This is a genomic window from Chryseobacterium sp. MEBOG07 (assembly GCF_021869745.1).
Lineage (GTDB): Bacteria > Bacteroidota > Bacteroidia > Flavobacteriales > Weeksellaceae > Chryseobacterium > Chryseobacterium viscerum.
Map to the genome: position 1 here is coordinate 2,986,149 of NZ_CP084579.1, position 21,800 is coordinate 3,007,948.

The 21,800-nt window shown below is 36.2% G+C and carries 24 protein-coding genes, 1 tRNA gene and 1 pseudogene; 3 read left to right on the forward strand and 23 right to left on the reverse strand.

All coding sequences use genetic code 11. From position 1 onward, the window contains the following. Positions 1 to 69: 69 nt before the first annotated feature. From hisIE to LF886_RS13870, 17 genes and pseudogenes are all read right to left on the reverse strand, one after another. The gene (gene hisIE, locus LF886_RS13790) at positions 70 to 657 is read right to left on the reverse strand and encodes a bifunctional phosphoribosyl-AMP cyclohydrolase/phosphoribosyl-ATP diphosphatase HisIE (RefSeq protein ID WP_236850093.1); all 588 of its coding nucleotides are present in this window, start codon (positions 655 to 657) and stop codon (positions 70 to 72) included. Beyond that, entirely contained in the window at positions 654 to 1,406 is a 753-nt protein-coding gene (gene hisF, locus LF886_RS13795; protein WP_236850094.1) for an imidazole glycerol phosphate synthase subunit HisF, read from the reverse strand. The genes hisIE and hisF overlap by 4 nt, the downstream gene beginning before the upstream one ends. Further along, positions 1,399 to 2,121 carry a 1-(5-phosphoribosyl)-5-[(5-phosphoribosylamino)methylideneamino]imidazole-4-carboxamide isomerase gene (gene hisA, locus LF886_RS13800; RefSeq protein WP_236854315.1) on the reverse strand — a complete coding sequence of 241 codons (723 nt, stop codon included), beginning with the start codon at positions 2,119 to 2,121 and terminating at the stop codon, positions 1,399 to 1,401. Before hisA ends, hisF begins: the two co-directional genes overlap by 8 nt. A gap of 2 nt (positions 2,122 to 2,123) precedes the next feature. Then, positions 2,124 to 2,702, reverse strand: coding sequence for an imidazole glycerol phosphate synthase subunit HisH (gene hisH, locus LF886_RS13805; RefSeq protein ID WP_236850095.1), 579 nt, complete (start codon positions 2,700 to 2,702; stop codon positions 2,124 to 2,126). Between the two features lie 2 nt (positions 2,703 to 2,704). Next, complete coding sequence (hisB, locus tag LF886_RS13810) at positions 2,705 to 3,799, reverse strand: bifunctional histidinol-phosphatase/imidazoleglycerol-phosphate dehydratase HisB (protein WP_236850096.1); 1,095 nt, start codon at positions 3,797 to 3,799, stop codon at positions 2,705 to 2,707. Between the two features lie 174 nt (positions 3,800 to 3,973). After that, positions 3,974 to 4,999, reverse strand: a complete 1,026-nt coding sequence (gene hisC, locus LF886_RS13815) for a histidinol-phosphate transaminase (RefSeq protein WP_236850097.1) — start codon at positions 4,997 to 4,999, stop codon at positions 3,974 to 3,976. Positions 5,000 to 5,461: 462 nt separating this feature from the next. Beyond that, positions 5,462 to 6,735, reverse strand: a pseudogene (gene hisD / locus LF886_RS13820) (histidinol dehydrogenase). Between the two features lie 254 nt (positions 6,736 to 6,989). Then, on the reverse strand, positions 6,990 to 7,847 hold the full coding sequence (gene hisG / locus LF886_RS13825; RefSeq protein WP_236850098.1) for an ATP phosphoribosyltransferase: 858 nt from the start codon (positions 7,845 to 7,847) through the stop codon (positions 6,990 to 6,992). 248 nt (positions 7,848 to 8,095) lie between these two features. Then, a complete protein-coding gene (locus LF886_RS13830) occupies positions 8,096 to 9,193 on the reverse strand; it encodes a glycosyltransferase family 4 protein (protein ID WP_236850099.1) in 1,098 nt (365 codons plus the stop codon). Then, the gene (locus tag LF886_RS13835) at positions 9,190 to 9,966 is read right to left on the reverse strand and encodes a polysaccharide deacetylase family protein (RefSeq protein ID WP_236850100.1); all 777 of its coding nucleotides are present in this window, start codon (positions 9,964 to 9,966) and stop codon (positions 9,190 to 9,192) included. The genes LF886_RS13830 and LF886_RS13835 overlap by 4 nt, the downstream gene beginning before the upstream one ends. A gap of 1 nt (position 9,967) precedes the next feature. Beyond that, positions 9,968 to 10,897, reverse strand: coding sequence for a glycosyltransferase family 2 protein (locus tag LF886_RS13840; RefSeq protein ID WP_236850101.1), 930 nt, complete (start codon positions 10,895 to 10,897; stop codon positions 9,968 to 9,970). Positions 10,898 to 10,902: 5 nt separating this feature from the next. Further along, a complete protein-coding gene (locus LF886_RS13845) occupies positions 10,903 to 12,072 on the reverse strand; it encodes a glycosyltransferase family 87 protein (RefSeq protein WP_236850102.1) in 1,170 nt (389 codons plus the stop codon). A 29-nt stretch (positions 12,073 to 12,101) separates the two neighbouring features. After that, entirely contained in the window at positions 12,102 to 12,914 is an 813-nt protein-coding gene (locus LF886_RS13850) for a 2,3,4,5-tetrahydropyridine-2,6-dicarboxylate N-succinyltransferase (RefSeq protein ID WP_077417676.1), read from the reverse strand. An 83-nt stretch (positions 12,915 to 12,997) separates the two neighbouring features. Beyond that, positions 12,998 to 13,609 carry a methyltransferase family protein gene (locus LF886_RS13855; RefSeq protein WP_236850103.1) on the reverse strand — a complete coding sequence of 204 codons (612 nt, stop codon included), beginning with the start codon at positions 13,607 to 13,609 and terminating at the stop codon, positions 12,998 to 13,000. Between the two features lie 304 nt (positions 13,610 to 13,913). Further along, entirely contained in the window at positions 13,914 to 14,285 is a 372-nt protein-coding gene (locus LF886_RS13860; protein WP_236850104.1) for a DUF2255 family protein, read from the reverse strand. A gap of 108 nt (positions 14,286 to 14,393) precedes the next feature. Then, positions 14,394 to 14,720, reverse strand: a complete 327-nt coding sequence (locus tag LF886_RS13865) for a LytR/AlgR family response regulator transcription factor (RefSeq protein WP_236850105.1) — start codon at positions 14,718 to 14,720, stop codon at positions 14,394 to 14,396. 20 nt (positions 14,721 to 14,740) lie between these two features. Further along, positions 14,741 to 15,313: a C40 family peptidase gene (locus LF886_RS13870; protein WP_236850106.1), complete on the reverse strand. Its 573-nt coding sequence runs from the start codon at positions 15,311 to 15,313 to the stop codon at positions 14,741 to 14,743. Positions 15,314 to 15,466: 153 nt separating this feature from the next. On the opposite strand from LF886_RS13870, the gene LF886_RS13875 reads away from it, so the two are divergent. Continuing rightward, positions 15,467 to 16,105: a hypothetical protein gene (locus LF886_RS13875; protein ID WP_236850107.1), complete on the forward strand. Its 639-nt coding sequence runs from the start codon at positions 15,467 to 15,469 to the stop codon at positions 16,103 to 16,105. Positions 16,106 to 16,141: 36 nt separating this feature from the next. On the opposite strand, the gene LF886_RS13880 is transcribed toward LF886_RS13875, so the two are convergent. Further along, positions 16,142 to 16,510 (reverse strand): hypothetical protein, encoded by a 369-nt coding sequence (locus LF886_RS13880; protein ID WP_109739013.1) that lies wholly within the window; start codon positions 16,508 to 16,510, stop codon positions 16,142 to 16,144. Positions 16,511 to 16,897: 387 nt separating this feature from the next. On the opposite strand from LF886_RS13880, the gene LF886_RS13885 reads away from it, so the two are divergent. After that, the gene (locus LF886_RS13885) at positions 16,898 to 17,581 is read left to right on the forward strand and encodes a hypothetical protein (RefSeq protein WP_236850108.1); all 684 of its coding nucleotides are present in this window, start codon (positions 16,898 to 16,900) and stop codon (positions 17,579 to 17,581) included. A gap of 95 nt (positions 17,582 to 17,676) precedes the next feature. Here the strand turns inward: LF886_RS13885 and LF886_RS13890 are convergent, their stop codons facing one another. The 5 genes from LF886_RS13890 to LF886_RS13910 all read right to left on the reverse strand — a co-directional run bounded on the left by LF886_RS13890 (position 17,677) and on the right by LF886_RS13910 (position 21,396). Further along, a complete protein-coding gene (locus LF886_RS13890; RefSeq protein WP_124531213.1) occupies positions 17,677 to 17,856 on the reverse strand; it encodes a bacteriocin-like protein in 180 nt (59 codons plus the stop codon). A 197-nt stretch (positions 17,857 to 18,053) separates the two neighbouring features. Continuing rightward, positions 18,054 to 18,461, reverse strand: a complete 408-nt coding sequence (gene arr / locus LF886_RS24130; RefSeq protein ID WP_410685634.1) for an NAD(+)--rifampin ADP-ribosyltransferase — start codon at positions 18,459 to 18,461, stop codon at positions 18,054 to 18,056. Positions 18,462 to 18,910: 449 nt separating this feature from the next. Beyond that, complete coding sequence (locus tag LF886_RS13900; RefSeq protein ID WP_236850110.1) at positions 18,911 to 19,726, reverse strand: hypothetical protein; 816 nt, start codon at positions 19,724 to 19,726, stop codon at positions 18,911 to 18,913. 40 nt (positions 19,727 to 19,766) lie between these two features. Beyond that, positions 19,767 to 20,561, reverse strand: coding sequence for a hypothetical protein (locus tag LF886_RS13905; protein ID WP_236850111.1), 795 nt, complete (start codon positions 20,559 to 20,561; stop codon positions 19,767 to 19,769). Between the two features lie 43 nt (positions 20,562 to 20,604). After that, on the reverse strand, positions 20,605 to 21,396 hold the full coding sequence (locus tag LF886_RS13910; RefSeq protein WP_236850112.1) for a hypothetical protein: 792 nt from the start codon (positions 21,394 to 21,396) through the stop codon (positions 20,605 to 20,607). Positions 21,397 to 21,703: 307 nt separating this feature from the next. Between LF886_RS13910 and LF886_RS13915 the strand changes: the two genes are divergently transcribed. Then, positions 21,704 to 21,777 (forward strand) — tRNA-Ala (locus LF886_RS13915). Positions 21,778 to 21,800: the final 23 nt, after the last annotated feature.

Genomic DNA, 21,800 nt, shown 5'->3' on the forward strand with positions numbered 1-21,800 from the left:
CGTCAGAAATCGAAGATTCGGCATAGTCAATGACAAAAGTCAAATAATTTGACTTTTGAGACAGCCCCTTTATTTATCTCTATTTTTAAGAATTTCTTCTATTTCTTCCAGCGAAAACCCTTTGGCTTTTAATAAGATCAGAAAGTGATACAACAGATCTGCAGCCTCATTTTTAAAGAGCTCTTCGTTATTATCTTTTGCTTCTATGACAAGTTCTACCGCTTCCTCACCTACTTTTTGAGCCATTTTATTGATTCCTCTTTGGTAGAGTGCGTAGGTATAAGAATCTTCAGCTTTACCATCTATTCTCTGGGCTATTTTATCTTCCAGCTCATACAGAAATCCTTTGGCGTTCTTTTCTCCAAAACAGCTAAAACTCCCCGTGTGGCAGACTACATTTTTGGGAACGGCTTTGATTAATATGGTATCCTGATCGCAGTCTATATCAATACTTTTTACCGTTAAGAAATTACCAGACTCCTCACCTTTTGTCCAGAGTATGTTTTTGGAACGGCTGAAAAAAGTAACGATTCCTTCCACTTTTGTTTTTTCAAAAGCTTCTTCATTCATATAGCCCAGCATCAATACCTGTAAGGTTCTGCTGTCCTGAATAACCACAGGAACAAGCCCGTTATCTTTATTAAAATCTATGTTCATCGTACTTCTATTTTTTGAGTTTTTAATTGATTTTTTAAATCCTGAATTCCTATTTCATTAAAATGGAAAATACTGGCTGCTAGTCCTCCTGTAGCCTTTGTTTCATTAAATACTTTAACAAAGTCATCAACCGTTCCCGCACCACCCGAAGCAATCACAGGAATGCTGACTGCCTCTGAAACCAGCTTCGTTATACGAAGTTCAAAACCGTTTTTTGTGCCATCGCCATCCATAGAAGTCAACAGAATTTCTCCTGCTCCCAGAGATGCAGCTTCTTTTGCCCATTCTACCGTAAGAAGTTCCGTAGCTTCTCTCCCTCCTTTGATATGAACCAAATCAATATCATCAATCTGTTTTGTATCAATAGCCACCACAACACACTGGCTGCCAAATTCTTTAGCCAAATCAGAAATAAGCATTGGATTTTTTACCGCAGAAGAATTGATGCTGATTTTATCTGCACCCGCTTCCAAGAGCTTTCTAACATCTTCTACAGACGAAATTCCACCTCCCACAGTAAAAGGAATACTAAGTTCTTTTGCAATATCTTTTACAAGGTCTACAAATGTTTTTCTATCCTCAATGGTCGCGGTAATATCCAGGAAAACAAGTTCATCAGCGCCTTCCTTCTCGTATTTTTTGGCAAGTTCTACGGGATCTCCTGCATTTTTAAGATCTTCAAAATTGACTCCTTTCACCGTACATCCGTCTTTAATATCCAGACAGGGAATAATTCTTTTCTTAAGCATTTTCAATAAAGTTTTGAAGTTGTTGTAGGCTTATTTTACCCTCATAAATCGCTTTTCCGATAATTGTCCCCGCACAGCCGATATCTTTCATTTTATAGACATCAGCAATCCCGGAAATGCCTCCGCTTGCCACCAACTGAACGGATGTTTTATATAAAATTTCAATATAAAGTCCTGTTGACGGACCTTCCAGCATACCATCTTTTGCAATATCAGTACATATGGTGGTTTGTATTCCTTTTTCCTGATATTGAAGAATAAAATCAATGATATCATGATCACTTTCTTCCAGCCAGCCTGAAGTTTTAATCTTCCGGTTTTCACAATCTGCTCCTAAAATAATTTTCTCAGGACCATATTTTTGCATCATTTCGAAACAGAATTCAGGATTCTGAACCGCAATACTTCCTAAAGTGATCTGTTTTGCCCCGGAATTAAAGGCTGTTTCAATATCCTCCTGCGTTTTTAAGCCTCCTCCAAAGTCGATATGCAATGAAGTCGCTCCGGCAATATTTTCCAGAACCTTCTGATTGACAATATGCTTTGATTTCGCCCCATCAAGATCTACCAGATGAAGAAACTGAATGCCGAAACTTTCAAATTCTTTCGCCACTTCTACAGGGTCTTCATTGTATATTTTCTTTGTGCTGTAATCTCCTTTTGATAAACGGACACATTTACCGTCGATAATATCAATAGCCGGAATTATTTTCATCATTATAAATTTATAAAGTTGCTTACTATCTGATTTCCTACCATTCCTGATTTTTCAGGGTGAAACTGTACCGCATAGAAATTATCTTTCTGCAAAGAAGCACTGAACGGCAGGATGTAATCGCAAACAGAAGTCGTAAAGTCCGAAAGCTCACAATAATAGCTGTGAACAAAATAAACATCACTATTCTTATCCATTCCTGAAAACAATGGCGAAGACTGCCCTGAAACCGTATTCCAGCCCATATGCGGAACAATATCCTTTGCTGGAAATTTTCTGACATTGATATCAAAAATTCCCATTCCTTCAGTATCTCCTTCTTCATTTCCTTTACACATCAGCTGCATTCCCAGACATATTCCTAAAACCGGTTGTTTAAGGCTCGGAATAAGAAGATCAAGTTCTCTTTCCTTCAACAGTTTCATGGTGGATGAAGCTTCTCCTACGCCCGGAAAGATTACTTTATCGGCTTTTAAAATCTGCTCGGGATCATCGGTGATCACAGAATCAACTTTCAGCCTGTTGAGGGCATTCTGAACAGAGTTTACATTTCCTCCGTTGTATTTTATTATAGCAATCATATTTATAAACTTCCTTTTGTAGAAGGCAGGCTGTAGTTAGTGTCCGATTGGTTTACCGCCATTTTGACGGCTTTTGCAAAGGCTTTAAAGATAGATTCAATTTTGTGATGTTCATTATCACCTTCTGCTTTGATATTCAGATTGGATTTTGAGGAATCCGTAAAAGATTTAAAGAAGTGAAAGAACATTTCCGTAGGTACATCTCCGATTTTTTCTCTTTTAAACGGAGCATCCCAAACCAGCCAGGGTCTTCCGCCGAAATCAATAGCCACCTGAGAGAGACAGTCATCCATCGGAAGCAGAAAACCATATCTTTCAATCCCTTTTTTCTTTCCTAAAGCTTTTACAATGGCTTCTCCCAGTACAATTCCTGTGTCTTCAATAGTGTGGTGTTCATCTACGACAAGATCTCCATTCACTTTAATGGTAAGATCCATATTTCCGTGTCTGGCAATCTGATCCAGCATGTGATCGAAAAAGTGAAGTCCGGTTGAGATATCTGACTTTCCGTTTCCATCAAGATTGACTTCAATTTCAATTTCTGTTTCATTGGTCTTTCTGGAGACTTTAGCCTTTCGCATTCCGGATTTTAAGAACTGATAAATGTCTGACCAATTTGTTGTAGACAGCTCAGCTTCCTCATTAAAGTTATGATTAAGATAAATAGCTTTAGACTTAAGGTTTTTAGCAAGTTGAACATCAGTACTTCGATCACCAATTACATAGGAATTTTCAAGATCATAATTGCCGTAGATGTATTTTCCAAGCATCCCTATTCCTGGTTTCCGGGTAGGAAGATTTTCGGATTCAAAGCTTTTATCAATTAAAATATCACTAAAAATGATCCCTTCATTTTCAAATGCCTGCAACATTTTTGCATGGGGTTTAATGAAATTTTCTTCAGGAAAACTTTCAGTTCCCAAACCATCCTGATTGGTTACCATCACCAGTTCGTAATCCAACTCATTGGCTATTTTTGAAAGGTTTTGGAAAACACCCGGATAAAACTCAAGCTTTTCCAAAGAATCTACCTGAAAATCTGTAGGAGGTTCAATGATGAGTGTTCCGTCGCGGTCTATAAAGAGTACTTTTTTCATATGTTTTTTCTATTTTTTTTAACCATTAAGTTTTTTTTAAGTGATTAAGAATGATTAAGAGCATAGCTAAAGCTATTTTATTCAGTTCTCTTATTGTTTCATCTTTGATGAACCTTAACTTTTCTTATCATCTTCCTTTTCCTTAATGGTTTATATTTTAGCAAGTGATTTTATTTATATTCCTTTTAAAAGACTGATCAGCTTTTCATTTTCACTACGATTTCCCACATTAATCCTGATGCAGCCGGGAATAGCAGGATCTCTTCGGCTGGTTAAAATCTCTTCTTCCAGCATTTTTCCATATACTGCATCCACGTTGTCCATTCTGATCAGAAAGAAGTTGGCATCTGTGGAAAATACTTTTGAAATGCATTCAATTTCGTTAAAGTGTTCCTCCAGCCATGTTCTTTCCTCCAGAATATTATTTACATTGTCCTGAAGTCTGTTTTCATCATCCAACGTCTTTAAAATCAGTTCCTGGCTCAATACATTCACGTTATAAGGTGCTTTTACCGTATTGATAAGACTGATAATCTCTTCCGATGCGTAAGCCATACCTACCCTTGCTCCGGCAATTCCCCATGCTTTAGAAAAGGTTTGCAGTACAATCAAATTAGAATATTGATCCAAAAGCTCCAGACTCGATTTTTTCCCAGAAAACTCGATATACGCTTCATCTACCACTACAATTCCGTTGAAATTCTGAAGATAAAATTCAATATCATCAATACTGTTTCCGGTAGGGTTATTGGGAGAACATAAAAAGAAAATTTTAAGAGAGGGATCTTCTGAAATCTTTAAAAAATTATTTTTGATAATCTCAAAGTTTTCATCCAGGTCCAGCTTCAACACTTTATTCTCATTGATTGTCGCATAAAAGCCATACATCGCAAAGGAAGGATTCATCATCAGAATGGCATCTTTTTTAGGTTCGCAGAAAATTTTAATGATAAGGTCTATCAGCTCATCACTTCCGTTTCCTATGGCAATCTGTGAAGATGAAAGGTTTTTAAGCCCCGCAAGTCTGCTTTTAAGCTTTTTCTGAGTAGAATCCGGGTAGCGGTTACATTCCCCAAAAGGACTTTCATTGGCATCCAGCATAACGGGAGCATTGAATTCATTGTGATCCCTGAAACTGATGTAGGGCTGTAATTGTAATATATTTTCTCGTACTAAAGTTTTGATACTGTTATTTTTCATTGTATTGCTTTTCGTTTTAAAATTGATTATCAAACGATTATTTAATATAAAATTGTTTTTAACCATTAAGATGAGTTGAGCTATTAAGAATAATAAAGAAGATATATTTAAATCTTTATTAAGCAATGAGCTGAATTCAAATGTATTTGAATCTTAACTCTACTTAAAAGCTTCGTTTTCTTAATGGTTTGAATTCTTTTTTTGGATCAACGCAAAGGCGCAAAGTTTTTTCATCTTATGTTTTTTAGGCGCAAGAAAATCAAAGATTTTCAGCAAGTGATGGGTCTTTATTTCTCTCGCAGATTTCACAAATTTCACAGATTTTTCATTTATATCTGATTCATTCGCATAATCTTATACAGCTCAGGATATTTGATATTCAATTTTATCGGAGATAAAATCCTTGCTCCTTAAAACGTTACCCTATTATACTTCTTGCATCTTTGCGTTTTCCAACATTCATTATTTTAATCTTATGGACACTGCATTTTTGTGGGCAAACAAACCTTCTGCTTCTGCCATGAGTTCTATTGTTTCGCCTAAATTCTGAAGCCCTTCTTTTGAAAGATGCTGGAACGTTATTTTCTTCACAAAACTATCCAGTGAAACTCCGCTATAGTTCTTCGCATACGCGTTGGTAGGAAGCGTGTGATTGGTTCCGCTAGCATAGTCTCCGGCACTCTCACAGGAGTAATTTCCAAGAAAAACAGAGCCTGCATTTTGGACCCCTGGAATGTATTTTTGAAAATCATCAATGGCCAGAATAAGGTGTTCCGGAGCATAAAGATTGCTGAATTCAAGAGCCTCTTCCAGAGAATTCACCAAAATAAAAGAACTATTTCCCAAGGCCTGACCTGCAAATTCATTTCTGGGTAAGTCTTTGACTTGCTGCTCAACAGCTTCTACTGTCTCTTCAAACACTTTAAGGTTTGTCGTAATGAAAACAACCTGGCTATCGCTGCCATGTTCTGCCTGGGAAAGAAGATCTGCAGCACAAAACTCAGGAACAGCTTGTTCATCGGCTATAACCAGAACTTCACTCGGACCAGCGGGCATATCGATAGCTACTCCGTAACGTTGTGCATATTCTTTGGCAGCTACGACAAACTGATTTCCCGGACCGAAAATTTTATAAACCGCAGGAATGCTTTCCGTTCCCAAAGTCATTGCTGCTACAGCTTGTGCCCCTCCTGTCCTAAATATTTCTGAAACTCCGCAAAGTTTTGCAGCATACAGGATCGCAGGATTGATATTTCCGTTCTTATCCGGTGGTGTACACAGTACAATCTCTTTACATCCCGCCAGATTTGCAGGAACAGCAAGCATCAACACTGTAGAAAATAAAGGAGCTGTTCCTCCGGGAATATAAATTCCGACTCTTTCTACGGCTCTGTTTTCACGCCAGCAAACTACCCCTTTCGTTGTTTCAATTTTCTGAACCTCTTGCTTTTGTGAAGCATGAAACTTTGAGATATTCTCTTTAGCTTGCTGAATAGCCTGTTTCAATTCATCCTTAATCTGTTTTTCTGCCTCCTGAATTTCAGTATCAGAAATTTTTATGTTTTCAGTTTCTGCTTTATCAAACTTTTTGTTGAATTCTATTAAAGCTTTATCGCCATTTTTTCAACTTCTGCGAATATTTCTGTAATCAGACCTGAAATTTCTTTCTGTTCCAAAACAGGACGCTTTACTAAGTCTTTCCAGGTGTCTTTTGTTGGATATCTGTATATTTTCATTGTATTCTTTTTAATTTTTTTGAATCATTAAGCTATTTTTTGATAAACGCAAAGGCGCAAAGTCTTTTTGAATGCTATGTTTTTTTAAGGGCGCAAAGATTTTATCTTCGATAAAATTGAATAACGTATACTTAAATACACAGAATAATATTTATATCTTGCTGAAAATATTAGATTTTCTTGCGCCTTTGCGTTTTCCAACATCAATTATTCTTAATCTCTTCATGACCTTAATGGTTAATTATTTTCAATTTTTAAATAACCATTTTATCAATGGGAATGATTAGGATATCCTGTGCACCATTGTCTTTCAGTTCGTCAATGACTTCCCAGAAACGCTCTTCATCAATCACAGAATGAATGCTACTCCAGCCTTCTTCTGCCAGTGGAATGACAGTAGGGCTTTTCAAAACCGGAAGAACTTCAGCTACTTTCTGAATTTTTTCGTTGGGAACATTCATTAGAATATATTTTGAATTTTTTGCTTTTAAAACGGCTTTGATCCTGAATACCAATTTTTCAAGAATGGCTTCTTTTTCAGCGGATAATTGTGGCGTTTGAGCTAAAACAGCCTCCGATTTCAATAGAGTAACCGTTTCTCTTAATCCGTTTTTGAATAAGGTACTTCCAGAACTGACAATATCACATATTCCATCTGCAAGGCCGATATTAGGCGCAATTTCTACAGAACCAGAAATCACGTGAATGTCTGAAACAATTCCTTTTTTTTCTAAAAAGTTTTTGAGGGTATTGGGATAAGAAGTGGCAATTTTTTTCCCTTGAAAGTAAGAGATTTCATCCGTTTCCACCTCTTTTGGAACCGCCAATGAAACACGGCATTTTGAAAAACCAAGTTTCTGGATTGTTCTGATATTTCTGCCTTTTTCAACCAGGAGATTTTCGCCTAGAATAGCAACATCTACCACCCCATCTTCCAGGTATTGCGGGATGTCTGAATTCCGGAGGTACATGATTTCCATCGGAAAGTTATCTACTGAAACTTTGAGCTGGTCTTTTCCGTTGTTGACAAAGATTCCACAGTCTTTGAGAAGCTGTAAGGATTCTTCATAAAGCCGGCCGCTTTTTTGGATTGCAATTTTTAATTTACTCATTTTGCCTTTTTGGGTCTGAGTAAATAAAAACTGATCTATTGAGATTTCTGAGGAGAATTCAGGAAACAAAAAAAACCGTCTATTTACTCAGACGGTTTTTAATTATTTTTGATTTTAGCATACACATATATCAATCAATTCCGCCTAACAGAGATGATGATAATAATGATGTAATGCTAAAAAAATTGGTTTCATTGTATTGAATTGTGATGCAAATGTAGGATTTATTTTTAAAATGCAAAGTTTTTTCAGAGAATTTTTTGATAAAAATTCATCAGCTCTTTTGCAATGGGTTCGTCATTAAACTTCTGAACAAACTCAAAACCCTTTTCCTCACGGCGTTTTCTCTCGGATTCATTTTCCCAGAGAAATTGTATTTTGGCACGGATATCAAGATCCTTATCGGGATTGACATAAACAGAGTCTTTTCCTCCTGCTTCCGGAAGGCAGCTTGTATTGCTTGTCACCACAACAGTTTTAGAGAAAAGTGCCTCAATGACAGGGATTCCGAAGCCTTCAAAGAAGCTTGGATACACAAAAATATCTGCCAGTTTATAGAGACAAGCCAGCTCATCCATGGAAACACCCTCCAGAAAAAGCACCTGCTTTTCCATCTTGTTCTTTTTAAGGAAATTTTCTATTTTCTGATAATATTTGGTCTTCCTTCCCACCACTACGAGAGGAATTCCGGTACTGCTGATTGCTTTTACAACATTCAGAAGATTTTTACGCTCTTCAATCGTTCCTACGTTAAGAATAAATCTTTCGGGAAGTTTATATTTGTCTTTTGCAGCCTGCATCAGTTCTGCTGACTGCTGTTCTTTAAAAGCCTGATGACAACCTTGGTAAATAACGTCAATCTTAACCTCAGGAACCTTTAAATACTGAATAATATCTCTTTTGGTCTGTTCTGAAATAGCAATGATTTTATCTGCCATGTCAGCCGCTTTTTTAAATTTCCAGAAATGGATTCTCCTGTCAAAAAAAGAGTAATACTGAGGATATCTTACAAAGATCAGATCATGAATAGTAACCACTTTTTTAATAGGTTTTGGATCCCATTTCAAAGGAAGTTCACCGGATAAACCATGGAAAATGTCCGCACCTTGTTTCTGGGCATCTTTACCCATTTTCAACTGACGTGAAAAGTTTCCTTTTGAGGTTTCAATAAACTGAACATTCGGGTGCTCCAGGATATCTTTTCCCCGCTCCGATTTGTTTTTGTTGAGCAACAGATATTCATTATCCGGTTGATACTTGGAAAGTATTCTTACAAGGTCTCTTGAGTAATTTCCAAGACCTGAAGTGTTGTGGAAAAACCGTTTTGCATCAAAAGCAATCTTCATCGTTGTATCTGTTTTTGAAATTCCTGAAATGTACCGAATCTATGACCTTTTTCTTTCAGCCAGCCTACAAATGAATCAAATCTTTCCACCATATCTTTTCCTGAGTTTTTTACAGTAAATCCGGGAAGCTTAAATGCTTCGTCCTTAATTTCTGCAAATTCCCACGGATGGAAATAAATATTGAGATAATTGTCTTTTTTCAAGGTATCTGAAGCCAGTTTTTTGTAGAAAGACAACGGAAAATTGTGAAAACTTAACCAAAACAAAGGAATTCTAAAGTTAGGCGAAACCGAGGCCGGAACCTGAGTTACATTTCCTTCTTTGAAATAAGTTCTTGAAACTTTTAGGTTGTTATATCTTCCTGGTAAAAATGTAGGATTGATTGATGAATTGTATGAATACCCTGCCCTTTCCACTTCTTTTTCGTCTACAGGCATCATTCTCGGCATTCTTAATCCGGTTACTTTTGTGGAAAATAATTCTTCCAGTTTTTCTCTTGATTCCTTCAGGTGTTTGTCTTCAAATTCTGAATGAAACCATGTGTGAGAAGCCAGTTCGTGACCTTCATTTAATAACCTTTCGATAAGGTGTCTGCTGTTTTCTGCAAAAACTACTGTGGAAAAGAAAGTAGCCTTGGCATTATGTTTTTTAAGGATATTGAGAATTCTCTCTAATCCTGTTTGTGAAATTGAAATCTGCTTTTCAAAGGGAATTTCACCCTTATATTCTAATGGCATATCAAATTCTTCAATGTCAAAACTCAATAAAACCATTCTAAAAATTTTTGTTTTTAATAATATAATTAGGTCTGTCTTTCACCTGTTTGAATATTTTACCTAAATAAATTCCCATGATCCCTAAGATAATGAGCTGAAGTCCACCAAAGAAAACAATGGTCATAATCAATGATGCCCAACCTGAAATTTCCGTTTTGGCGATAAATGAATGAATCACATACGTTCCATAGCCGATCACAGAAAGTGCTGAGAACAAAAAGCCCAGATAGGCAGCCAGATAAAGAGGTTTCACGCTGAAAGCTGTGATTCCCGTAAAGGCAAAAGTAAACATCTTTTTAAGGTTGTAACTGCTTTTTCCTGAGAGCCTTTCTGCCGCAGTAAAATCAATTCCTGCTTGCTTAAAACCCATCCAACTCGTTAATCCTCTGAGGAATAGATCGTCTTCATTAAAATTTCTCATGACTTCAACAGCTTTTGCATCCAATAGTCTGAAATCTGAACCGCCTCCTTTTGTTAAATTAACATCTGACAGGCTTGATAAAAGCTTATAAAATAAGTCTGATGTTTTTCTTTTAAAAAAAGAAATCTCCTTGGGATAAGTTCTATAGGTAAATACTACGTCATTGCCTTCTTCCCATTTCTTAATCATTTCCGGAATAAGCTCCGGCGGATGCTGAAGGTCTCCATCCATAGAAATGACTGCATTTCCAAGGGCATTGTCCATTCCTGCTTTCACTGCGGGCTGGTGGCCAAAATTGCGGGAAAATTCGATGAATTTCACTTCATCATATTGGTTGGAAAGTTCTTCTAATTTCTGTTGCGTACTGTCTCTACTGCCATCATTGACAAATATGATTTCAAAGTCATAGCTGCTTAAACCCTCAAAAACTTCTTTAATTTTCTGATGGATCATCGCAACATTTCCTTCTTCGTTATAGGCGGGAATTACAATTGAAATTTTCTTCATATGTATTAATTCAGGCTGTAATTTTTCTCAAAATCTTTAGTCAAAAGTTCATATGTCACTCTCAACCAGATCACAATACAAGGTACGGCTTTTAATGAATATTTGATGATATAGTTTTCTTTTACAAATTTCGGGAATAGATCCGACGTTGAAAAACAAGTGAAAATAATGACAAAAACAAGCAATCCTATAATCAACGGTGTTCTTTCTTTCTGAAGGAAAAACCATATCAGTACTCCTACAACAGCAATAATATATGTTGGAGATTCTGAACTGGAACTGAACAATACTAAAAATAGTAATGTAGAGGCCAGGATCATCAATTGGAAAGCATAGTGTTTGTATTGCTTAATTCTGATATAAGGTAAAGCAAAAAGCGGTAATCCACCTGCTAAAAACACGAGGTTGGAAATGGATGCATCTCCTAAAACTCTTCTTACAAAGCCCATCAGCGAGATGTCCTGCATGTTTCCTAATACCTGATTTTCACTGTTCTTTTCTACAATAGACTGAAACCAGTCCGCGTAACACTGAATCACAAATTGTGGGCTTGAATAGGCCATTGGCAGTACGAAAAACAGAACTGCAATGGCAACTCCTGAAAGAATAAATTTGGTTTTATTTTTAATGAAGAAAAATTGTGTCAATCCTACAATTCCGTAGATTTTCACAAATATTCCGATTAAAATTGCGGTTACAGACTTTACTTCTTTTCTTTCGTAAATGTATACTGCAGATAAGAGTAAAAGTCCTGTCAGCGCTACATTGAACTGCAAACTTAAAGCTGCAGTAATGTATTCCTGAAGGCAAAGCAGTCCGAAAATCGCTTTTTTACTATCTGAAAACGGAAGTTTATAGACCCCGTAGATAAAGATAAAAGTGTTGGCTATATTCCAAAGTGAGATTCCCAGCCAGTCTGGCATCATAGCGAACGGGGCAATCAATACACTGAAAAATATACCATAATGGTTTAGATCAAAATATAGGTCAGGATAATGGATAAATAAGTTTTTCTGATGAATGGTATTAAAGAATACGTTTTTAAAAATCAGATAATTATTGATCGCATAATCTCCTCTCAGATATTTGGAAATTGCTGTAACAACCGATATAATAAGATAAACCCCAAATATATATTTAGGGTTTAAAAGTATTTTAAGAAATTTTTCTTTCAAGATTGTAGTATTAGCTTAGAATGTTAATCTTAAACAGCTACATTATTCTCTCTCAATGCATCATTCAGAGATGTTTTCTTATCTGTAGATTCCTTTCTCTGACCGATGATCAATGCACATGGAACCTGATATTCTCCAGCAGGATACTGTTTTGTATAGCTTCCAGGGATTACTACAGAACGTGCAGGAACTCTTCCTTTGATTTCAATAGGAGTATCTCCTGTAACATCGATAATTTTTGTAGAAGCTGTCAATACTACGTTTGCACCCAATACTGCTTCTTTTTCTACGTGAACTCCTTCTACAACGATACATCTTGAACCGATAAAGCAATCATCTTCAATGATTACCGGAGCAGCCTGTAATGGCTCCAATACTCCACCGATCCCTACACCACCACTCAGGTGAACATTTTTACCGATCTGTGCACAGCTTCCTACTGTCGCCCAAGTATCAACCATCGTTCCTGAATCTACGTAAGCACCAATGTTTACATAAGATGGCATTAAAATAACTCCCGGAGCAATGTAAGCTCCTTCTCTCGCCACTGCATGTGGTACAACTCTCACTCCTTTTTCAGCATAGTTTCTCTTCAAAGGCATTTTATCATGAAATTCAAACGGACCTACTTCAATAGTTTCCATTTTCTGAATCGGAAAATACATTACTACAGCTTTTTTCACCCATTCATTTACCTGCCATCCGTTTTCTGTAGGTTCTGCAGTACGAAGTTCACCTTTATCAACTAAAGAAATAACCTCTCTGATCGCCTTTTGGCTGTCTTCATTCTGCAATAATTCTCTGTTGTCCCAGATATTTTCAATAGTTTGTTGTAACGACATGTTTCTTATTTAAATTAGTTTGAAAAATTATACTGCCCAAAGATACAAAAAAGTTCAGCAAAACAGTTTTTAACATGCTGCTTTTAATAAAGGTTCAACATACGCTTAACCCTCTTTTTATAGGCCTGGTAGATTTCTCCGTGTTGTTTCAGCAAATACTCTTCTTCAAGCCGTATCTGAATCTGCATCAAAATACTACCTATCAACAGGAAAGCAAAAACAATGACGGTTGGAACAACAAAGAAAAATCCAATCAGGCTTATGGTCATTCCTAAAAATATAGGATTTCTTGAAAAACGGAACAGCCCGTGAGTGATCAGCTCTGTTTTTATTTCGCGGTCAATCCCGATACGCCACGATTCTTTCATTTGCAGCTGAGCGATACATACCCAAATAAAAGCGAAAATCAATAAAACGAATCCTATATATTTAAAAATATCATCCTCCATATGATTGATTTTAAAAGCATGGAAAATATCTTCAGGAAAAAATAAAAGGAGCATCACATATACCAGCAATACCAGCAGAATCAGTTTAAAGTACAATCCTACCAATGCATAGGCGGAGCCGTCTTTTGGGAGAACGTTAGGGTTTTTACCAATCTGTTGTGCTACTTTATAACTTATTCCTAAAAAGGAAACAATAAAGAAAAGAATGAAGTATAAGGGAATAAAGAATCTGATGAAATCGGTCATAGTAAAATTGTTTTTTGACAAATTTCATCAGATTTATGATGCAATGCTATTGCAATGAAAAGGGGTTTATTTTAATTACAGAAATTTTTCAATTGGAAACCTAAGAATTCCCATCCTTTGGAGGGGTGGCGAAAATTCAAAGAATTTTTGACGGGGTGGTTAAAGAATGTGATAAAATAAGTTTCGGCTAAAGCCAATTTGATCGTTTATTCTTTTATTAAACGGGTTAAAGCCCGTTTCTATTGAATGTTTTGTACATTATAATCTCGCAGATTGAGGATATTACGCAGATTTTTTAATCTCTTTAATCCAAAATAATAAACTCCATTGTTTTTGCAGCATGCTTTTCCTGAACAATTCCTTGTGAATATTGGATATTATGACCCGTATTGTATTTATTCAAATAGGCCTGATTAATTTCTTCGGTAAGGTCATTGATATCTTCAGGAATGGCTGCTTTTATAGTATGAATGGTTTCGCCACATAGGATTTTTCCTGTTGAATCTTTTAAAAAAGTATTATACCAGCTTCTTTCAGCGAGCCCCCACGATCTTGCAAATATTCTATTTTGAACAACAACCATCCAGATTTCAAGAAAATCCGGTCTTTGCAGGCCTGCTTTTATTCCGATAATATTGTTGTTATTAATGTAATCTAATGCGCTGTCTTTATTCATGAGCTTAATTTTTGGTAAAACTAGAATAAGAAAACAGAAAGGAAAACTTTTTTATGTAGAGGATCAGAAATACGATTTGGATGAATGTTTTCCTGATGTTGATTGGCTTTAAAGCATCATTTTACTGAGAGTGGTATGAAGACATTCTTTGTAGCTTTTGGCAACTGTAATTTTTAAGTCACCACACATCAGTCGATTGTCTTCAAAAGACGCAATATTCGTTAAATTGACAATGTATGAATTGTGAACGCGCATGAATTCATCCGGCAGCGTTTCAATCAGATCTTTAAGTGTTTTGTAATAAATAAATCTTTTATGATCTATAGTATGAATTTCCACATAGTTGCCTAGCCCCTTGATGACATTGATATCTTTGAAGAAAAGCTTGATCAGTTTTTTGTCCGATTTAATAAAAGCAAATGTCCGGTTTTCCATAGCGGCAAGGTAAATAGAGCTTATAAAACCCTTTGAGCGTGAAGGTAAGCCTTATTCCAGTATTTCTCATTTAGGGATGAGATCATGACACCTTTTGAAGTAGAAGCATGAATGAATCTCACCTCTCCATCCGAACCGATATCATGAACAATGCCTACATGGGATACCCTGCTTCCTCCAGCGGTAGCAAAAAATAACAAATCTCCAGGCTTTACGTCTTTGATATCAATATTCTTTCCGGCCTCAGCCTGGTCAGAAGATCTTCTGGGAAGATTAAAATCGTTTTCTTCAAATACTTTTACGGTAAATCCGGAACAGTCAAATCCTGATGATGTATTTCCTCCGAATTTGTAAGGAGTTCCGATGTATTTCTCAGCATCTTTAAGAATATCATTGATAGACCTGGATACACTACCATCAAATTTTGAATCCAGTTTTCTTAGATTCTCAGATTTTGCGACTGTTTTGGTCCCTGATTTCTTATTGTTGGAAGCACTTTTCGATGATCCGCAAGAAACCACGAAAGCAGATGTAATCAGCAAAACAGACAACTGCTTTATTTTTATTCTTTGTGTAAATAATCCCAATCCCATACTCCTCTGATTTATACTTATTTAACTAATTCTTCACAAATATACATTTTATATTTTAATTACGATATAACTATACTACAACTATATTATAAATATATGTTAAAACTTTGATTTTCATTATTTATTGGTATATTTGATCTCTATTTTGAAGATATGGCAACATATGAAAGTGTAATCAAGATCACAGGGGCTGTAGGCGACCTGGTATTTTATAATCTGAATGGGAAAAATGTGGTTCGGAAGAAAAGCGGGTTCAATAAAACGGCTTTTAAAAAAAGTGCGTCGTATGAGAAAGTCCGCCAAAACAGTTCGGAATTCGGGCACTGTTCAAAAATTGGAAAGATTATCAGAAACAGTCTTGCAGATTATATAAAAGAAGCAGGAGATCCCCTCCTCTACCAGAAGTTTGCAAAGTTGATGACTGAAATCAAAGATTTAGATGTAATTTCCGAAAGAGGAAAACGAACTGTTGAAAATGGATTAAAAACTGAAGAAGGAAGAAAACTTCTGAGAGGATTCCAGCTGGGTACCATTCAGAATGTTTCGGATTGTATCCGCATTCAAAATAATATCCTATATAAGGATGATGATTGTAATGTAAATACAGCAGTTATTTTAACAATAAAACTGGATTCTGAAAACTATAGTACTGAATGTACTGAAGAAATAATGAGTTTTGATAAGCAACAGAAAGGCTCTTTTAAAATGTATTTTTCAGATGATGATCTTCTCCTCTATTTTATAGCATTAAAGAATGAGAATAATACAATTACTCATATGGGATTTGTTTAAATAAAAAAGTCTGCAGAATCTGCAGACTTTCTTGTTTTATTTCTTTTCTCCTTTCCAGGTTCCTGCTCTTGCAGGGGTAGGAATTGAGTTGGACCAGTTTCCGTTACCTTTTTTATCCGTAGTTAAAGTTCCTTTGAAATCTCCTTGTGAAGGAAGTCCTACTCTTGCGTTAAGATCTCCTGTTTCACTTAAATTTCCGGAAATATTATAGTTTTCATTATTAACATCGGAATGCATTGTACCTACCACTTTACCACTTTTGTCTACCACAATGTTCCATACTCCTTTATCATTTCCTTCATAAGAACCAGACCATGTTCCTACATAATCATAAATGGTATCATCATTGGAGCTGCAGCCGATAAATAAAAACGCCGTTAATAAAAGTAAAAAAAGTTTCTTCATAGTTTCAGTAGTTTTATAACCTAAAATCCTGTTATTCTCTATATACTCCATCCTAAAGGTTTTGTCACAGAGAATACTGTTTAATATTTATTATTTTTTTGTTCCGTGCAAATCTACTAATTTTTTTTATTCAAATTATCTGAATTTTAATTAGTCCCCAATATGTTTATTAAAAACCAACATATTTCGGCTAAAATACAAATATTTTTCAAACAAATATAGGGTATATCATTTTTGAGTTATCTTAAATAAGATCGTTGAAAAATTAGATTTATCCATTCAATATATGTTTACCATTACTTTATTCTATTATTTAAAGCAATTTTAATTTCTATTTTACATATATTTCTTACCTTAGTGAAAAATTTAACCTTTTCAAAAAATAACATGAAAACAAAAACATTCTTTTTGGCAGCAATTGCTTTATGTGGTACTTTAACAGCGCAGGTAGGGATAAATACCACCACTCCATCACATACGCTGGATGTCAATGGTCTGGTAAGGGTAAGAGGCCTTTCAAATGCTGAAAAAAAAATTGTTGCAGCTGATGATCAGGGAGTTTTGTTCCTTATTTCTCCAGAAGAAATTTTTGCTCCTAAGGCACTATTAAACACTTCTATGTCAGCTACCGATCAAAGACTGACCATTTATGAAGGAAAATGCTTTCAACCTATTGATAATGCTTCTTCCTGCACGGTTTCTATAAATCATTACACGTCTTGTGCCGGATTTTCCAATCCTGTGGATACCCAAATTATTGTAGGCCAGGGAATCAATACCGGAAACGGACAGTTCCTGGGCACATGGACAGCCCGATATGTAGACAATAAAGGATTCGCTGGTACAGCTCCAGTTGCCAACCAAACAGCACCAGATTATCCAAGGATTTCTTATCCAAGTACTAATACAGTAAACTATTTAGGGAGTGGAAACTTTGCCGGTCAATGCAATACAGATCTGGTAACAACGATTAACCAGACTACAGGAGATATAAAAATAGAGTCTGTAAAGCGAAGTATGTATGCACACCTTGTATACCTTATTAATATTGCCCGCTCCAGATCTTTATAATACTTGATATTTTATTTCAAAAAAAGAGCAGCCACAATATTTCATTGTGGCTGTTTTTATTAAAATGGAAAACCCTCTTTTCAGAGGGCTTTATATTATACTGGTTTTGTTACAGGTACACACCCGCAAGCACAATCCCAAATATCCTGATCAGGAAAACAAGCTGCTTCTGCCTGGCACATATAGATGTATCCTACTCTGCAATGAGGAATTGGGCCTGCACCTCCTGAAATGTCTTTTAAATTGTCTCTCGTTAGTTTTTTGAAATTTTTCATGGTTTATAATGTTTTAGTTCGCCCCAAATATAGGAATATTCCTCAAATAGAGAATTACTTTGTAAAAAAAAATATCCAATATAGAAGCCTTCAGTCGGGAGGTTAAAAACTATGGGATCAATGAAAAACTTGTTTCAAATCTATGAAAGGATTTATCCGGCACTTTATGAGTATCATCAAATAGTATCATTTAAATACTAATTAATGATTTCCCCTTTGCCATTATCTAATTTTTCACGAAATTTTTGAAGGTCTTCAGAAGATGGCTTCACCCACTCCGTAATTTCCCCAATGATTTTCAGAGGCATTTCAGAGCGATAAGAACGAGTGGGATTTCCGGGAAACTTCTTATCTGTAACATTGGGATCATTTTCAAAATTCCCTGTTGGTTCCACCATATATACGCGCTCTGCTCCATCACCTTTTGCCAGTGCAGCAGCCAGTCCTGCTCCATTGGTCAAAGCTGTGAAATAAATATGATTCATTTTTAATTCCGATTTATAGTTAGAATTTCCACCAGCTTTCAGCAGATCTCCAATATGCAAATCGGCTTTTGTTCCGTGGTAAAAAGGACCTTTATCAGATGGATGATTTTTAAGTAACAATGCTAGTTCAGCATTCTTTTTTGATGTTTCTATATCCCCTAAATTCTCATAGCATTTGGAAATATTCTGGTAAAGAGAAGGCAGAGCACTTTTGACGGTATCATCATTTATCTTTAAAGCAAATTCCAAAGAGGTTTCAAGCCATCTTAACCGATCAGCAATCGTTTTCTGATGACGTGATACATAATGAGCTGCCAGAAATTTTTCATGGTCATTCGAAGATTCTTCCCAGGCTTGCAAAAATAATATGTCTGCTTCTTCAGGCATTCCTTTGTCTTCAAAGCTCATCCCTTGCAGGCAAAGCTTGATCACAGGATTAAAAGGTGAAAATTCCATGTTTTATTTTTTTTCAAATCTAGGTTATTCTATTGGAATACATTGATTTGAAAATAAATACTTAAAATAAAAAAAATCTACAAAATTTAAATTTTGTAGATTTTACAACCCATCTATTTGACGGGTGTTGCCCTTATATTAATAACATCACGGTTACCTGAGCCAAATGTTAGTCTAAAAGCAGTTCCACTTGCACCGGCACCGTTTACTGTAAGGGTATAATTTCCCGCAGGTAAATTTAAAGTAGAACGGGGAACAAGATAAAAATTACCTGTTGCAACAAATGTTGCAAAGCTATTAATATAAGTTAGTGAGGATAATCCAAATACGCTATTAGTAGGGATACCGGCAGGCGCAGCAGTGAACGAATAATAAAGACTGCACAGTTTTACGACATTATCCGTTATCCCAGCTCCGGCAGCACCCTGGGCAATACCTGAGTTGGTGAAAACCGCAGAAATATTAGAATTAAATTCTACTAAAGAAGGTTTGTTGAGTGTAAATGATATTGTCGCCAAAGTAATAGTGGATATAGACCCACTAGTGGTAGCAGCGGGAACATCTAAAATTGTTGCAGCAAGTGCATCTCCGTTTATTGTACCTCCAGAAAACATTGTTTTTTCAAACCAGGCGGCTGTTCTCAGCCATTGGCTCCCGTCATTGTAATATTCTCCCGGATACACAGGATTTGTTGCTACAGAATTATTTGTTGCAGTATTGTATACAGTCATTCCGGCAACATGAGCTGAAAGGGGTGACGGATTATTGGTTGCGGTAAGGGCTACTCTGGGAATTAATAAGCCCTTATTGTTGCTGCTTACATCCAGCATTGCATTGCTGTTGGGTGAAGCAAGGCCTATTCCCACTTGTGCTGCTACTGGGGATGAAACACCTAGAAAAATAATTAATAGAAGAAATAAATTTTTCATTAGTTCGGTTTTAGTCAATTTATATTCAGTATTTTCCTTTTTATTTTGTTGGAGTGGCTTTAATCTGAGCAAGATCACGCACACCCGATCCATAAGTGACTCTAAAGGCAGTGGCACCAGAGGCTGATCCGTTTAAATTAACAACATAATTTCCCGCTGGTAATTGAAGTACAGCATGAGGGGCTGTATAAAGATTCCCCGTAATGGTGGTTATATTAGCCGTAGTTGTATTCATATAAGTCATTGTATTATCTCCAAATGGAGCATTAACAGCTATTCCGCTAGGTGCTGAAGTAAATATGAAATTCACAGTAACTAATTTTACAGATGAATCACCTACCGGGGTGTTGCTATCACCATTCGCTGTAAAAGACATGGATATATTTCCTCCGAATTCTACACTCGAAGGCCTGTCCAGAGTAAAAGAAAATGTAGTTAAAGTGGTATTAACAGGACTGGCTGCCGGAACGTCAACAGGAATAGATGAAAGTAAATCAGCAATAGTACCTCCCGCTATCATTCTCACATCACTCGAAGCCGAATTTCTCTGCCATTGAGTTCCGTCATTATAGTATTCACCCGGATATACAGGATTGGCTGCAACAGAAGTATTGGTTGCTGTATTGTACACTGTCATTCCGGCTACATGACTGCTGAGTGGTAATGGACTATTCGTTGCTATTAATGCTACTCTAGGCAGTAAAAAACCTTTATTAGTACTTGCGATATCCAATTGTGCATTGGCATTTGGATCCGATAATCCTATACCTACCTGAGCATGCGAAAATAAAAAGCAAGCCATGAATATTGGAATGGAATATTTATTTTTTTTCATTTTTTTGATTTTTAAATGGTGTTAAAATACAAGCGTGTCCTAATTACCGTAATGGAGTTGCTTTAATCTGAATCATATCATGAGTCCCTCCGCCATATCCTATTCTGAAGGCTGTCCCACTTAAAACAGAGCCTCTTAAATTCAAAACATAGCTGCCCACAGGTAAGGTAACTACTCCATATGGATTCAGGTAAATATCTCCTGTAGCTGTTCCGGCAGCCGAAAACGAATTGGTATAGGAGGAAGAATGATCACCAAAAAAAGCTGTTGTAGAAACTCCGGCAGGAGCTGTAGTGAACTGAAAGTTGATTGTGCATAATTTTACAGCTCCGTCTGATAATGGAGTTGTATTGCTCCCGGAAGCTGTATACCGGGTAGAAACATTAGCACTGAATTCTACAGTTGAAGGTCTGTCTAATGTAAAAGCAATAGTACTTAGAATTGTATTCGATGCGGTTTCTACAGCAGCGTCTGCCGTGATTAGTGAAATAGGATCGCTTATACTTCCCCCGGTAATTGCTCTAACATCATTCCATGTAGATTTCCTTACCCATTGAGTACCATCATTATAATAGGGTCCCGGATATACAGGATTGGAAGCCACAGAAGTGTTAGTAGCTGTATTATAGACGGTCATTCCGGCAACATGGGCAGAAAGAGGAGATGCACTATTGGTAGAAACAAGAGCAATCCTTGGAAGTAATACTCCTTTATTCGTACTGGTTACATCCAGCATGGCACTGGCATTGGGAGAAGGTGTACCGATTCCGATTTGGGCTTTTATCATTGAAAAACCGGCCAATAAAAAAGGAACCATAAAATTCACTGTTTTCATTTCTGTATAATTGCATTAGTTTTTATAAACAAAAAATATCTTTGAAAATATTTACGAGTTTGATGCTTATTCGGTTTTTATTTTGATAAAAAAATTGAAAAAATAATGTACGAAATCGTAAAAGGTTCAGATATAAACAACTTAAAGCAAAAAATGATAAGTTTCTTTCTCAATTGATCTTTCAAAAATTGAATAAGAAACTCAGGTTATAAAAAATGATTATTAATTTTGAGAAATAGTGTATAAAACATTTGCATATATCATTTAAATACTTACTTTTGTACCACTCAAAAATTGAGGAAAACATGGGGGATTGGCGCAGTTGGCTAGCGCGTTTGACTGGCAGTCAAAAGGTCACGGGTTCGAATCCCGTATTCTCCACTGAAAGCATGTAAGATATATGC

Excerpts from the sequence above, each read along its gene's own strand:
- LF886_RS13910 (WP_236850112.1), bottom strand. The coding sequence starts at position 21,396 with ATGAAAACAGTGAATTTTATGGTTCCTTTTTTATTGGCCGGTTTTTCA.
- hisB (WP_236850096.1), bottom strand. The coding sequence starts at position 3,799 with ATGAAAAAAGTACTCTTTATAGACCGCGACGGAACACTCATCATTGAA.
- LF886_RS13855 (WP_236850103.1), bottom strand. The coding sequence starts at position 13,609 with ATGACCGATTTCATCAGATTCTTTATTCCCTTATACTTCATTCTTTTC.
- LF886_RS13835 (WP_236850100.1), bottom strand. The coding sequence starts at position 9,966 with ATGGTTTTATTGAGTTTTGACATTGAAGAATTTGATATGCCATTAGAA.
- LF886_RS13830 (WP_236850099.1), bottom strand. The coding sequence starts at position 9,193 with ATGAAGATTGCTTTTGATGCAAAACGGTTTTTCCACAACACTTCAGGT.
- LF886_RS13860 (WP_236850104.1), bottom strand. The coding sequence starts at position 14,285 with ATGAATAAAGACAGCGCATTAGATTACATTAATAACAACAATATTATC.
- hisA (WP_236854315.1), bottom strand. The coding sequence starts at position 2,121 with ATGAAAATAATTCCGGCTATTGATATTATCGACGGTAAATGTGTCCGT.
- hisF (WP_236850094.1), bottom strand. The coding sequence starts at position 1,406 with ATGCTTAAGAAAAGAATTATTCCCTGTCTGGATATTAAAGACGGATGT.
- LF886_RS13905 (WP_236850111.1), bottom strand. The coding sequence starts at position 20,561 with ATGAAAAAAAATAAATATTCCATTCCAATATTCATGGCTTGCTTTTTA.
- LF886_RS13865 (WP_236850105.1), bottom strand. The coding sequence starts at position 14,720 with ATGGAAAACCGGACATTTGCTTTTATTAAATCGGACAAAAAACTGATC.
- hisG (WP_236850098.1), bottom strand. The coding sequence starts at position 7,847 with ATGAGTAAATTAAAAATTGCAATCCAAAAAAGCGGCCGGCTTTATGAA.
- hisH (WP_236850095.1), bottom strand. The coding sequence starts at position 2,702 with ATGATTGCTATAATAAAATACAACGGAGGAAATGTAAACTCTGTTCAG.
- LF886_RS13900 (WP_236850110.1), bottom strand. The coding sequence starts at position 19,726 with ATGAAAAATTTATTTCTTCTATTAATTATTTTTCTAGGTGTTTCATCC.
- LF886_RS13875 (WP_236850107.1), top strand. The coding sequence starts at position 15,467 with ATGGCAACATATGAAAGTGTAATCAAGATCACAGGGGCTGTAGGCGAC.
- LF886_RS13880 (WP_109739013.1), bottom strand. The coding sequence starts at position 16,510 with ATGAAGAAACTTTTTTTACTTTTATTAACGGCGTTTTTATTTATCGGC.
- LF886_RS13840 (WP_236850101.1), bottom strand. The coding sequence starts at position 10,897 with ATGAAGAAAATTTCAATTGTAATTCCCGCCTATAACGAAGAAGGAAAT.
- LF886_RS13870 (WP_236850106.1), bottom strand. The coding sequence starts at position 15,313 with ATGGGATTGGGATTATTTACACAAAGAATAAAAATAAAGCAGTTGTCT.
- hisC (WP_236850097.1), bottom strand. The coding sequence starts at position 4,999 with ATGAAAAATAACAGTATCAAAACTTTAGTACGAGAAAATATATTACAA.
- LF886_RS13890 (WP_124531213.1), bottom strand. The coding sequence starts at position 17,856 with ATGAAAAATTTCAAAAAACTAACGAGAGACAATTTAAAAGACATTTCA.
- LF886_RS13850 (WP_077417676.1), bottom strand. The coding sequence starts at position 12,914 with ATGTCGTTACAACAAACTATTGAAAATATCTGGGACAACAGAGAATTA.
- hisIE (WP_236850093.1), bottom strand. The coding sequence starts at position 657 with ATGAACATAGATTTTAATAAAGATAACGGGCTTGTTCCTGTGGTTATT.
- LF886_RS13885 (WP_236850108.1), top strand. The coding sequence starts at position 16,898 with ATGAAAACAAAAACATTCTTTTTGGCAGCAATTGCTTTATGTGGTACT.